Annotated in this window: 11 protein-coding genes; 4 read left to right on the top strand and 7 right to left on the bottom strand. The window is 69.1% G+C overall.

The window, feature by feature from the left end:
- The first annotated feature begins 108 nt into the window (after window positions 1-108).
- Complete coding sequence (locus tag ACFWIW_RS06605; protein ID WP_378367483.1) at window positions 109-801, top strand: DNA alkylation repair protein; 693 nt, start codon at window positions 109-111, stop codon at window positions 799-801.
- Here the strand turns inward: ACFWIW_RS06605 and ACFWIW_RS06600 are convergent.
- The 7 genes from ACFWIW_RS06600 to infC all read right to left on the bottom strand — a co-directional run bounded on the left by ACFWIW_RS06600 (window position 782) and on the right by infC (window position 10,238).
- Window positions 782-4,168: a tetratricopeptide repeat protein gene (locus ACFWIW_RS06600; RefSeq protein ID WP_378367482.1), complete on the bottom strand. Its 3,387-nt coding sequence runs from the start codon at window positions 4,166-4,168 to the stop codon at window positions 782-784. The two genes, ACFWIW_RS06605 and ACFWIW_RS06600, sit on opposite strands and share 20 nt — an antisense overlap.
- A gap of 89 nt (window positions 4,169-4,257) precedes the next feature.
- Window positions 4,258-6,825 (bottom strand): phenylalanine--tRNA ligase subunit beta, encoded by a 2,568-nt coding sequence (gene pheT, locus ACFWIW_RS06595; protein ID WP_378367481.1) that lies wholly within the window; start codon window positions 6,823-6,825, stop codon window positions 4,258-4,260.
- Entirely contained in the window at window positions 6,826-7,890 is a 1,065-nt protein-coding gene (gene pheS, locus ACFWIW_RS06590; protein ID WP_378367480.1) for a phenylalanine--tRNA ligase subunit alpha, read from the bottom strand.
- Window positions 7,891-8,126: 236 nt separating this feature from the next.
- Window positions 8,127-8,960, bottom strand: coding sequence for a TrmH family RNA methyltransferase (locus ACFWIW_RS06585; RefSeq protein WP_378367508.1), 834 nt, complete (start codon window positions 8,958-8,960; stop codon window positions 8,127-8,129).
- Window positions 8,957-9,334 carry a 50S ribosomal protein L20 gene (gene rplT / locus ACFWIW_RS06580; RefSeq protein ID WP_005163284.1) on the bottom strand — a complete coding sequence of 126 codons (378 nt, stop codon included), beginning with the start codon at window positions 9,332-9,334 and terminating at the stop codon, window positions 8,957-8,959. Before rplT ends, ACFWIW_RS06585 begins: the two co-directional genes overlap by 4 nt.
- Window positions 9,335-9,397: 63 nt before the next feature.
- Window positions 9,398-9,592 carry a 50S ribosomal protein L35 gene (gene rpmI / locus ACFWIW_RS06575; protein WP_007028043.1) on the bottom strand — a complete coding sequence of 65 codons (195 nt, stop codon included), beginning with the start codon at window positions 9,590-9,592 and terminating at the stop codon, window positions 9,398-9,400.
- Between the two features lie 70 nt (window positions 9,593-9,662).
- Entirely contained in the window at window positions 9,663-10,238 is a 576-nt protein-coding gene (infC, locus tag ACFWIW_RS06570; RefSeq protein WP_051071860.1) for a translation initiation factor IF-3, read from the bottom strand.
- A 268-nt stretch (window positions 10,239-10,506) separates the two neighbouring features.
- Between infC and ACFWIW_RS06565 the strand changes: the two genes are divergently transcribed.
- The 3 genes from ACFWIW_RS06565 (at window position 10,507) to ACFWIW_RS06555 (ending at window position 12,600) form a co-directional block, all read left to right on the top strand.
- Complete coding sequence (locus ACFWIW_RS06565; protein WP_037313143.1) at window positions 10,507-10,866, top strand: DUF1844 domain-containing protein; 360 nt, start codon at window positions 10,507-10,509, stop codon at window positions 10,864-10,866.
- Between the two features lie 94 nt (window positions 10,867-10,960).
- A complete protein-coding gene (locus tag ACFWIW_RS06560; protein WP_378367479.1) occupies window positions 10,961-11,608 on the top strand; it encodes a GntR family transcriptional regulator in 648 nt (215 codons plus the stop codon).
- Window positions 11,605-12,600 (top strand): 1-aminocyclopropane-1-carboxylate deaminase, encoded by a 996-nt coding sequence (locus tag ACFWIW_RS06555; protein ID WP_378367478.1) that lies wholly within the window; start codon window positions 11,605-11,607, stop codon window positions 12,598-12,600. Before ACFWIW_RS06560 ends, ACFWIW_RS06555 begins: the two co-directional genes overlap by 4 nt.
- Window positions 12,601-12,620: the final 20 nt, after the last annotated feature.

Genomic DNA, 12,620 nt, shown 5'->3' with positions numbered 1-12,620 from the left:
GTTGACCGCCATCCCTCTTTAGTCGGTATCCGAATCCCGATCCGGGCATATCAGTCTTGTCGGTCCCCTGTCGTACGCTCGCGGCGCCCGCTGGGGAAAGGAGCACGCGTGGACGAGGTGAAAAGCCTGGTTTCGGCGGTTCGCAACGGTTTGGCCGCGCTGGCCGATCCGGGGAAAGCGCCGTCGATGCGGGCGTACATGAAGTCGGAAATGCCGTTCCTCGGTGTGGCGTCCCCGCCACGGGCCGCCTTGCTGAAGCGGGTCTACACCGAACATCCGTTACCCGATCGTGTGAGCTTTTCGACGGCAATACTCACGTTGTGGCGGGAGGCCGAGTTCCGGGAAGAGCGCTATGCGGCGATCGCTCTTTCCGGGCATCGCGCGTACGCCCGTTGGCAGGACGTCGATCTGCTCGGCCTGTACGAGGAGATGATCGTGACGGGCGCGTGGTGGGACTATGTGGACGAAGTCGCCATCCGCCGGGTCGGGCCGATCCTCCGCGCGGAACCGGACACGGTGACCACGCTGATGCTGACCTGGGCCTACGACGAGGACAGGTGGCGTCGCCGCACGGCGGTCATCTGCCAGATCGGCGCCAAGGGCGGAACGGACACCGGCCTGCTCACCCGTGCCGTCGAGGCGAATATCGACGACAAGGACTTCTTCCTGCGCAAGGGAATCGGCTGGGCTCTGCGCGAGTACGCGAAGACCGAGCCGGACTGGGTGCGCGCGTTCGTCGCCGCGCATCCGGCACTGTCCACGCTGTCCAGGAGGGAGGCGCTCAAGCACCTGGGAGGGTGAGCACCGGCCTGGGGATGAGGGCGATGAGTTCCTCGATCACTCCGCCGAGTTCGGGCAAGAGCACTCGTAGCTCCTTGAGATCGCGAAGCAGCTCCAAGCGCGTCGCCTGTGGCGGGCCCTTCTCGAGCAGGGCCTTGAGGTCGCGGGTCATCTCCTCCTCACGTCCGAGGACGAGAAGATAGAAGAGCGGTTGGAGCTGGTCGTCCCAGTCGAAGGCGCCGGTCGAGATCCGGGCGGTGGCCTTGTCGAGACCTTCGTTCAGCGCCCGGTGGGCTTCTTCCGTCTTCCCGGTCTTCAGCCAGACGAGGGTGAGGAGGTTGTGCGCCCAGCCGAAGTCCGGCGCGAGCGGAGCCAGGAACGCCTCCGCCTCGTCGGTCTCCCCCGCGAACAACAGGGCCTCCCCCAGGCTCTCGCGGTATTCGGTGTCCTCGGGATCCGAGGCGACCAGTTCGCGCAGCTCCCGGATGGCCTCCCCGTATTCGCCTGCCCGGCAGCGGATGTCCGCGCGCAGGGCGCGGGCGCTCTCGTCGTGTCCTGCTTCCAGCGCGCTTTCCGCGTCGGACAACGCACCTTCCAGGTCACCGAAGAGGAAGCGATGGCGGGCGCGCCGGTACAAGGCGTACCCACCGTTTCGTCCCAGGCGCACCCCTTCGTCCAGCGCTGCCCGGGCTTCGTCGTGCCGGTCGAGGTCTCTGAGGATGTCGCCGCGGGTGGTGTGGAAGAAGGCCATCTCCGGAGTCGCCGAGATGGCGACGTCGATGTCGGCGAGGGCCGCCTGGAAATCGCCGGAGCGCTGGTGGGCCAGAGCACGCCAGCTGTGTGCCCACTCGTTGCCGGGGTCGAGTTCGATCGCGCGGCTCAAGGAGCTCACGGCGGCGCCGGTCTCGTTGAGCCTGCTGAGCACCGCCCCCCGCTCCAGATGGTTCTCGGCGTCGTCGGGAGCCAGCTCGATGGCCCGTTCGAAGTCGGCGAGCGCCGTCCGATGCTCGTCCAGACTGTGGTGCGCCTGGCCGCGCATGTAGTACGCCCACTCGTACTCCGGGTCGATCCGCAACGCGGCGGTGAAACCGTCGACGGCCGGCCGGTACCGTTCGCCGCGGTGGTGGAAAGCAGCCCGGATAGCGTGGGCCCTGGCGCTGCCTGGGTCCGCCGCGACGATGGCGTCGAACGCGGCCGACGCGGCGTCCCCGTCTTCCGTCCGCTCCAGGAACAACGCCAGCTCGGTCAGGTAGTAGACGTCCTTGGGGCGCAGGGCGGCGGCCGCGCGATGATCGGCGAGCGCTCCGTCGTCGTCGCCCAGCTCGGCGAGCAGCGTGGCCCGGTAGTGGACGGCCCAGGCATAGTCGGGATCGAGCCTGATCGCGATTTCGATCTCGTCGATCGCCTTCCGGATATCGCCGCGTTTGAAATGCACCTCGCTCCGGATCGAGTACGCCCACGTGTGGTCGGGCTGGAGACGGACGGCCTCGTCGAGGTCCGCCATCGCGCCGTCCAGGTCGCCGAGTTCGGCACGGGCGGAACCGCGTCCGCGCCACGAATAGGCGTAACCGGGGTCGAGTTCGATCGCCCGGTTCAGATCCGACAGCGCCCGTTCCCAGTCACCCTCGTTGCGGAACAGGTTGCCCCGATCGCTCCACGGGTACGGGTCCGCGGGGTTCAGATCGAGAGCACGGTCGAAGTCCCGTTTCGCCGCGGCGATGTCGTCTTGTCCTTCGTAAGCCCAAGCGCGCCGCCGGATCACCGTCGAAAGCCGCGCGGCGTCGAGCTCACCCGCGCCGGCGAGCAGATCGAGCACCGGGATCTCCCGCGGGCCCTCGCCGTCGCCGATCGCGGCGGTCAGCCGTTGGCCCCAGCCCAGCACCGATGGCGCGTCCGCGTCGGCACCCGCCTGCTCCATCATGCGCGCCCAAGCGCGGGCGGGGGCGATACCGCTGGTGATCATCTCGGCCGCGCCGAGCAGCGCGTCCGGCAGCGCGTCGGCCGGGGCGCCGCAGAGCCGGTGATAGGTCTGTTCGAGCTTCCTCTTCTGCCAGCGCTCGTCGCTCCAGGCGTCGCGATGGCTGTTCAGGCCGAGTTCGGCGCAGCGGCCTTCGTAATACTCGCTGAGCCGGAGGTGGCGTTCGGCGAATTCGGCCGGCGAACGCCCGCGTTCCAGCCGCACCATCGGGCCGCGGACCACCGGGTGGTAGCGCACCGGAAGCTCGCGGCGCCCGACGAACGGCAGTTCCCGCAGCCAGCGGAACGTCTCCCCCGCGGTCTCCTTCCCGGTCAGCACGCCGATGACGTCCTCGTCGAGGAAGCGGGGCAACGACGCCGTCGCGGCGATGTCCTTCCTGGACTTTTCGGGGACCCAGTGCAGGAACCGCTTGACCGCGTCATCGCTGGGATCGCCGACGGCGTCCACCCCGTCGGGGTTCCCGCGCGCCAGCATGGCGACCAGGACGGGCAGGCCGTCGGTCAGCCGCAGCACGATCTCGATGACCTGCTCGTCGGTGATGCCGTGTTCAGCGAGCAGGCGACGTGCCTCCGGCTCGGTGAACGGCCGGAGCTCGATCTCGCGCACGAGCGGCGCGTGCCGGTTCCAGTTCGCCTCGTCCAGCGGGAACTGGCCCGCGACGGTGAGCACCAGGTTCTGCGGCAGATCGCCGTACAGTCCGGCGAGCAGGTCGAGCAGCCAGGTCTCCAGGACCGGCGCGGTGCGCTCGAAGGTGTCGAAGAACAGCGCGATCTGCCTGTTCTCCGGAATACGCCAGAGATCCTCGACGAAGGGCTTGGTGAGCTCCTCCGCCGGTTCGAGGAGCAGCTGGACATCGGCCTTCCGCTTGAACTTCGCCGCGAGGTAGACCTGGAGCTGCTCCAGCTGTTTCGCCGTCGCGTCCGCGTCGATCGCGTCGGCGGCGATACTTCCGCCGGGGAGTGTCTTCGCGACGCCGAGCCCGGCCTTGACCACGGTCTTCGTCACGAGCGCGCGGCCCGCGGCGGGAGCCTGCGGGTCGTTGTGAAGCCGTTCCCTCGCTTTGAGGTAGGACTCGTGACGCTTCTCGAAGCGGCGCATCTCGTATCCGCCACGGGCGAGGTCTTTCGCCAGTTTGACCAAGGTCGCGGGCAGATCCTGCTGCCGATCGTCCGCGAACCCGACGGCGGCACGGGTTTCCTCGGCGATACCCCGAAGCTGCTCTAGGAGGAAGGACTTCCCGACCCCGGCGAGACCGTGCACCGAATACAGGTACCGGCGACGCCGGTCATCTCCGGACAACCCCAGATTGTCCCGGAAGTCCTCGCGTTCCCCGACCCTGCCGACGAAACCGTCGCTCAGCCGCGCACGGGCGATGTCTTGGATACTGAACCGACCGTCTGGACGTGACACAAGTCCTCACTTTGCCACACCCGAAGCGCGTGAAGGCCCACCTTCCCGCGGCTGGACGAGGGAAGGGGGGCCTTCACGGAACTACAGCGTCAGGCCCGCAGGCTCGCGCCGAAGCGTTCGCCGGCGACCGCGACGGCGGCGTCGCGGGCCTTGGTGGCCTCGTCGACGGTCAGCGTGCGGTCCGCGGCGCGGAACCGCAGCTTGTACGCCACCGAACGCTTGCCCTCGCCCACCTGCTCGCCCTGGTAGGCGTCGAACAGGGTGATGTCCTCGAGCAGTTCGCCCGCGCCTTCGCGCAGCGCCTCGGCCAGCTCCGCCGACGGCACACTCGCCTCGGCGACGAGGGCGACGTCGAGCAGCACCGGCGGGTACGCCGAGATCCGCGGCGCCGGACGGTCGTCCGGGATCGGGATGGCGTCCAGGTCGAGTTCCATCGCGACAGTGCGCGGGGGCAGCCCGAGCGCCTCGACGACCTTCGGGTGCAGCTCACCGGCGTAACCGACGGGCCATTGCCCCACCCGCAGCTGCGCGCAGCGGCCGGGATGCCACGGCGGCTGATCCGCCGCGGCCGTGGTCAGCTCGACACCGGAGGCCTGCGCCACCAGCCTGGCGGCCTGTACCGCGTCGGCCCAGTTCGCCTGTTCGCCCTCGCCCCACCAGCCGGCGCGACCGCGCTGGCCCGCGAGCACGACGGCGACGTGCAGCGGCTGCGGCGGCACGGCCGCCTCCAGTACCGCGAGCTCCTCGTCGGTCGGCCGACGGTCGACCCCGAGCGAAGGCATCGGGATCGGGTTCGGCCCGGGCAGCACGACCTGTCCGATGTGGAACAGCGAGACATCCTTGAAACCACGGGAAATGTTGCGCTGCAGCGTCTCCAGCAGCCCCGGCAGCAAGGTGCTCGCCATCCGGTCCTTGTCCGCCTCCAGCGGGTTGCGGACCTTGACGGTGCTGCGGCGGACGTCGTCCTCGGGCAGCCCGAACGCGTCCCAGACCGAGTCCGAGACGAACGGGAAGGGCAGCACCTCGACGTAGCCGTTCTCCGCCAGCGCACGCGCGACCGAGCGGCGGCGACGCTGCGTGTCGGTGAGACCGCGGCCGGCCGGGGCGTCGGGCAGCACCGACGGGATGCTGTCGTAGCCCTCCAGCCGGAGCACCTCCTCGACCAGATCGGCGGGCTGCACCAGGTCGCCACGCCAGCTCGGCGGGACCGCGGTCACCAGTGCGGTGCCGTCCTCCGACGTGCCGACGTTGACTTTGCACCCGATCTGCGAAAGCCGTTTGACCGTGACACCGCGCTCGTAGCGCACCCCGGCCACCTGGTCGGGCAGGCTGATCGGCATGGTCACCGGCGCGTTCGGCTCGACGCCGCCCTCGTCGGTGCGGCCGGGCAGGATCGAGCCCTCGCCGTACTGACGCAGCAGGCGCGCGGCGAATTCGACGGCCACCGCGCACAACTGCGGGTCGGTGTAGCGCTCGAACCGCTTGGCGGCCTCGGAGAACAGCTTGTGACGGCGGGCCGTCCTGCTGATCGAAGACGGGTCCCAGTGCGCCGCTTCGAGCAGCACGTCGGTGCTCTCCGGCGTGATCTCGGTCGACGCGCCGCCCATCGTGCCCGCCAGCGAGATGACCCCGCTGTCGTCGGCGATCACCACGTCGTCCGCGTCGAGCGTGCGCTCGACATCGTCCAAAGTGGTCAGTTTCTCGCCCGGCTTCGCCTTGCGCACCACCAGATCGCCCTTGACCGAACCGGTCGCGAAGGCGTGCAGCGGATGCCCGAGTTCGAGCATGACGTAGTTGGTCACGTCGACCGCGAGGGAGATCGACCGGATACCCGCGAGCATCAGGCGGCGGCGCATCCACCACGGCGTCGGCGCGGTCGCGTCGAGGTTCTTGACCCGGCGCAGGACGAACCGCTTGCAGCCCTCGGTGTCTTCGAGGTGCACCGGCCAGACGTCGCTCTCGGCCTCGGGGACCTCGATGGACGCCGGGTCGCCGAACGGGACGTCGAGCGCGTTGGACAGCTCGCGGGCCAGGCCGCGGACCGACAGAGTGTACCCGCGGTCCGGGGTCGGCGTGACCTCGAGGACGGTGTCTTCGAGGCCGAGCAGCTTGTTCGCGTCTTCGCCCGGGCTGGCCGTGCTCGGCGGCAGCACCAGGATGCCGGAGTGGTCGTCGCCGATGCCGAGTTCGCTCGCGGAGCAGATCATGCCGTCGCTGAGGCGGCCATAGGTCTTGCGCGAGCCGATCTCGAAACCGCCGGGCAGCACGGCGCCGGGCAGCGCGACGACGACCAGGTCGCCCTCGGCGAAGTTCGTGGCACCGCAGATGATCCCGCGGGTCTTGATCCCCGTGGGGCCTTCGTCCTCGAAGGGGCCTTCGTCGTCGTCCTCGTCTTCGTCGAGGCTCTCGTCGGGCTTGTCCGTGTCGTCATCGGATTCGCCGACGTCGACCCGGCAGAACCGGACCGGCTTCTTGAACTCGGTGAGCTCCTCGATCTCGGCGACGCGGCCGACCACGAGCGGGCCGGTGACCGGTTCGAGTTCCCGGACGTCGTCGACCTCGATGCCGATGCGCACGAAGGCGTCGGCCAGATCCTGGGCCGTGACCTCCTCGTCGACGTCGAGGTGTTCGATCAGCCAGCTGGCTGGGACCTTCACTCAGGCCTCCGTTCCGAAGGGCAGGGTGAACCTGATGTCGCCCTCCACCATGTCGCGCATGTCCGGAATTCCGTTGCGGAACTGCAGGGTGCGCTCGATACCCATGCCGAAGGCGAAGCCCGAGTAGACCTCGGGGTCGACGCCGCAGGCACGCAAGACGTTGGGGTTGACCATGCCGCAGCCGCCCCATTCGACCCAGCCGGGACCGCCCTTCTTCTCCTCGAACCAGACGTCGACCTCGGCCGACGGCTCGGTGAACGGGAAGAAGTGCGGGCGCAGGCGGGTCTTCGAGGTCCCGCCGAACATCGCGCGGGCGAAGGCGTCGAGGGTGCCCTTGAGGTGCGCCATCGTCAGGCCCTTGTCCACCGCGAGCCCTTCGACCTGCGAGAACACCGGGGTGTGCGTGGCGTCGAGCTCGTCGGTCCGGTAGGTGCGGCCGGGGCAGACGACGTACACGGGCAGGTCGCGGTGCAGCAGCGTGCGGGCCTGCACCGGCGAGGTGTGCGTCCGCAGCACCAGGCCGGAGTCCTCCTCGCCGAGGTAGAACGTGTCCTGCAGCTGGCGCGCGGGGTGGTCCTTGCCGAAGTTCAGCGCGTCGAAGTTGAACCACTCGGCTTCGAGCTCCGGGCCTTCGGCGATTTCGTAGCCCATCGCGATGAACGCGTCGGCGATCCGATCCGACAGGGTCGCGATCGGGTGCCGGGCGCCGCGGGGCACTCGGTCCCACGGGAGCGTGACGTCGACGGCCTCCTCGCGGAGCACCTTTTCGTCGCGTTCCGCCTGGAGCACGGCGCGGCGGGCGTCGAAGGCGGCCTGGATGGTCTGGCGTGCTTCGTTGACCCGCTTGCCCGCCTCGGCCTTCTCCTGCTTCGGCAGGGCGCCGATCTCACGGCGGGCGAGCAGCAGCGGAGACTGGTCCCCGAGGTGGGCGGGTTTGACCGCGGCCAGCGCGTCGAGATCCGCCGCGGCCGCGAAATCCGTCTCGGCCTGTTTGACGGCGGCCGTCAACGTTTCCGGCGCGAGCGCTCCCGCCTGGGGGTCCTGCTTGTCGTTGGCTTCGGACATAACTCCTCGGCGTCCGCTGGGACTGGTCCGGTGCACGCGAGCGCACACATGGGTTTAGCAGCTGCTGAATTCTATGGGACAGCGAACGGGCGCCCCCGATCACCCTCGGGCTGGGCACACCGTCACTCGGAAGTGCGAAAACCGCGCTCTACGCCGTAAACAAGGTGCTGGAACGAACACTGCGTTCCATGAGAGCTCCCTTGGTGTCGTGCTGCGACGGCGTACTGCCCGCGACTCTACGTGGTCGCGGCTCGTGAGGCCATCGCATTTGTGTACACGCAGATCGCGGCGGCCGTCGCGAGGTTGAGACTCTCCGCGCGGCCGTACATCGGGATCTTGACCGCGAGGTCGACCGTCTCCAGTACCGCCTGCGGCAGTCCGTGCGCCTCGTTGCCGAAGACCCACGCGGTGGGCTCGTCGAAGGTCACCTGGTCGAGCTCGGTGTCGGCGTAGCCGTGCGCGCCGAAGGTGCGGAGTCCGGCTGCGGAGCAGGCCTTCAAGGCCGCGTCGACGTCCCGGATCCGGGTGATGGCGGGGTGGAACAGGCTACCCGCGGCCGCGCGGACGCATTTGCCGTTGTGCGGATCGACGGTGTCCCCGGCGAGGACGACCGCGTCGGCGCCGGCGGCGTCCGCGACCCGGATCACGGTCCCCGCGTTGCCGGGGTCGGCGACGTCGACGAGGACGACGACGAGTTTCGCACCCGGCTTCAGGACGGTCTCTTGTGGACGGTCGACGAGCGCGCAGACCGCGACGATGCCTTGCGGCGTCACGGTCTCGGACAATCCGTCGGCGGCGCGATCGGTGATCGGCGAGACGGGCACGCCCGCCTCGCGTGCGACGGTGAGCAGCCGCTCGTGCTGCGCGGCGGCGCGCTCGGTCACGAACAGCTCGTACACCTTGCCGCCGTTTTGGAGAGCCGCCTCGACCGCGTTCGCGCCCTCGGCGAGGAACCGGCCGGTCTTCTCGCGCTCGGCCCGGCGGGTGAGCTTGCGCGCAGCAACAACCCGGGGCGTCCGTTCGGTGAACGGAGCCGCCCCGGGTTGCGGAAGAGCGCTGTCGCCGGTCAGGCCGACTTCTTCTCTTCGGTGTTCACGTTCGCCTTGGCCAGCTCGGCCAGCGCGGTGAACGCGGCGGCGTCGTTGACGGCGAGGTCCGCGAGGATCTTGCGGTCGACCTCGACACCCGCGGCCTTGAGGCCCTGGATGAACCGGTTGTAGGTCACGCCGTTGGCGCGGGCCGCCGCGTTGATGCGGGTGATCCACAGCTGGCGGAAGTCACCCTTGCGGGCACGACGGTCCCGGTAGGCGTAGTTCAGCGAGTGAAGCGTCTGCTCCTTCGCCTTGCGGTACAGCCGCGAACGCTGGCCGCGGTAGCCGCTGGCGAGCTCGAGAGTCGCGCGACGCTTCTTCTGGGCGTTGACAGCCCTCTTGACGCGTGCCACTGGGGTCCATCCTGTCGATCTGGGGGCGCGCTGGCGCGCCCGGCGTTTACAAAGTGCGGGGTGTCAGCGGCCGAGAAGGCGCTTGACGCGGCCGACGTCGTTCTTGGCGATCTCGGTCGTGCCTTCGAGGCGACGGGTGAGCCTGTTGGACTTCTTCTCCATCAGGTGGCGGCGGCCGGCCTTCTGGCGGCGCAGCTTGCCCGAACCCGTGACGCGGACACGCTTGGACGTCCCGCTGTGCGTCTTCATCTTCGGCATTACGTTGTCCTCTTCCGTGCGGCGGCACACCGGTTGTTCCCGGTGTGCCGCTGACATGTGCTGGTCGGCGCTACGCGTCGGCGGGCGGCTCGGACGACTCGTCCTTGGCTGCCTTCGCGGCCTTCTGCGGCTTCACGTTCTTGTGCGGGGCCAACACCATGATCATGTTGCGACCGTCCTGCTTCGGCGACGACTCGACGAAGCCGAGCTCGGTCACCTCGTCGGCGAGCTTCTGCAGCAGACGGAACCCGAGTTCCGGCCGGGACTGCTCGCGACCGCGGAACATGATCGTGACCTTGACCTTGTTGCCTGCCGCAAGGAAGCGCGACACGTGACCCTTCTTGGTCTCGTAGTCGTGCTGGTCGATCTTCGGCCGCAGCTTCTGCTCTTTGATGACGGTGAGCTGCTGGTTGCGGCGGGACTCGCGGGCCTTCTGCGCGCTCTCGTACTTGAACTTGCCGAAGTCCATGAGCTTGCATACGGGCGGGCGTGCCTGCGGGGCGACCTCGACGAGATCGAGATCGTTCTCCTGTGCCAGCCGCAGCGCATCTTCGATCCGGACGATGCCGACCTGTTCACCGGCCGGCCCGACGAGGCGGACCTCCGGTACCCGGATTCGGTCGTTGATGCGTGTCTCGGAGCTGATGGGGCCTCCCTGGTTCGAGGTAAATTCTTCTACCGTTTCGACCTGGTGCCCACATACCTAAGGCCCCGGTACCGTGCGGTACGCGGGGCCCACTCTTTCCGATCGTGTTCGATCTCCAGAACCGAACACACCGCCTCGACGCCCGAAATCGTCTTGGCGAGACCGGACCCGGACACCTGGTGTTGCGGCGGTGACACGGGTGGGAGCGGGGCTCCACTTGCCGCCCCCGATCGCTCGGAGGCTGGTCGCTCGTGGAAGGGTACCAGACGTGTCAGATGAACCCGTTCAGCAACCCCCGTATTCCCCGGACGTCCGCGACCTGGAGGACATCCCGAGCGTCGAGGTGATCAGCAGGGCGGCCGTCATGCTGCTCTCCGCCGGCGCCGAACGTCTCGGCCTCGCGGACGAGGACCCGGCCAACTCACCGCACCGCGACCTCGACGAGGCCCGTCGCCTGATCACCGCCCTCGCCGGGCTGGTCACCGCTTCGGCAGAGTACCTCGGCCTGCACGCCGGCCCGTTGCGCGACGGCCTGCAGTCGCTGCAGAAGGCGTTCCGCGAGGCTTCGGCCGTGCCGGACGCGCCGGGCCAGGGCCCGGGCGAAAAGTACACGGGACCGGTCTACTAGCCCCTCGAGTACATGAAGGCCCCCTTCCTTGCGCCTAGGTGCAGAGAAGGGGCCTTCATGTACTTCCGCCTCGTCGTCGACTAACATTTCAGATGTGAGTGGGTTAGCGAAGGTACCGAGGTCCCTCCTCAGGGACGAGGCGTACGAGAACATCCGGCGGGCGATCATCGACGGGACGCTGCCGCCGGGCACGAACCTGCGCGACGGCGACCTCGCCGAGCAGCTGGGGCTTTCCCGGGCGCCGGTGCGCCAGGCGTTGCTGCGGCTGATCGAGGACGGCCTCGTCGAGTCGAAGCCGCAGAGCTACACGCGTGTGGCGGGATTCGTGCCCGACGACGTCCGGGACGCTCTGCAGCTCGTGCGCACGCTGCACGAGTTCGCGGTCCGGGCGGGTGCCCCGCGGATGGGACCGGCGGAGGTCGCCGCGATGCGCGCGGCCAACACCCGGTTCGCCGACGCGATCGCAGCCGGGGACATCGCGGCCGCGATCGCCGCCGACGACGAACTGCACGACGTCCCCGTGGCCGCCGCGCGCAACCGGGCTATCGCCGCGACGCTGGCCCGCTACACCCCGCTGTTGCGCCGTCTCGAATACGCCCGCTTCGGCTCCCTGCCCGCCCACCGGTCGGTCCAACGTCACTCGGAGCTGGCCGACGCCATCGAGGCGGGCGACGTCGACGCGGCCTGCGCGATCACCGCCACCATCTGGACCGAACTCGAAGACCTCCTGGAGACGCCATGACCCTCGCCGACTTCCCCCGCTACCCGCTGCTGTTCGGCCCCTCCCCCGTTCACCCGCTCGAACGGCTCACCGCCCATCTCGGCGGCGCGAAGGTCTGGGCGAAACGCGAGGACGTCAACTCCGGGATCGCGTTCGGCGGCAACAAGACCCGGAAGCTCGAATATCTGGTCGCCGACGCGCTGGCCCAGGGCGCGGACACGCTGATCTCGATCGGCGGCGTGCAGTCGAACCACACCCGCCAGGTCGCCGCGGCCGCCGCGCGGGCCGGGCTCAACGCCGTGCTGGTGCAGGAGAGCTGGGTCGACTGGAACGACCCGATGTACGACAAGGTCGGCAACATCCAGCTCTCGCGCATCCTCGGCGCGGACATCCGGATGGTCGAAGCCGGGTTCGGCGTCGGCTTCAAGGAGAGCTGGGAGAACGCGGTCAAGGAGATCGAAGCCGGCGGCGGGAAGCCGTACGCGATCCCGGCGGGCGGTTCGGACCACCGCCTCGGCGGGCTGGGCTTCGCGAACTGGATCGTCGAGCTCGAAGCACAGGAGGCGGAACTCGGCGTCTTCTTCGACACGGTGGTCGTCTGCTCGGTCACCGGCAGCACGCAGGCGGGAATGATCGCCGGGGCCGCGCTTTCCGGGAAGCCGCGACGGATCCTCGGCATCGACGGCTCGGCGAAACCGGCGGAGACGCGTGACCAGATCACCCGCATCGCCCGCGCGACCGCCGAGCTGATCGGCGCGGGCGGGATCGGCGAGGTCGAACTGGACGAGCGCTATCACGCCGGGATCTACGGTATCCCGGACGAGTCCACTCTGGACGCGATCCGCACGCTGGCGCGGCTGGAGGGAGTGCTCACCGATCCGGTGTACGAGGGCAAGTCCATGGCGGGACTGCTCGACCTCGTTTCCCGCGGCGAGATCTCGCGAGACTCGAACGTGCTCTTCGCGCACCTGGGCGGGCAGCCCGCGCTGAACGGGTACACGAGCGTCCTGTGACCTCGTGAGTGGCAAGGACG

Origin of the sequence: Amycolatopsis sp. NPDC058340 (assembly GCF_042723975.1) — a bacterium.
Lineage (GTDB): Bacteria > Actinomycetota > Actinomycetes > Mycobacteriales > Pseudonocardiaceae > Amycolatopsis.
This window is presented reverse-complemented; position numbering and strand designations above follow the sequence as displayed.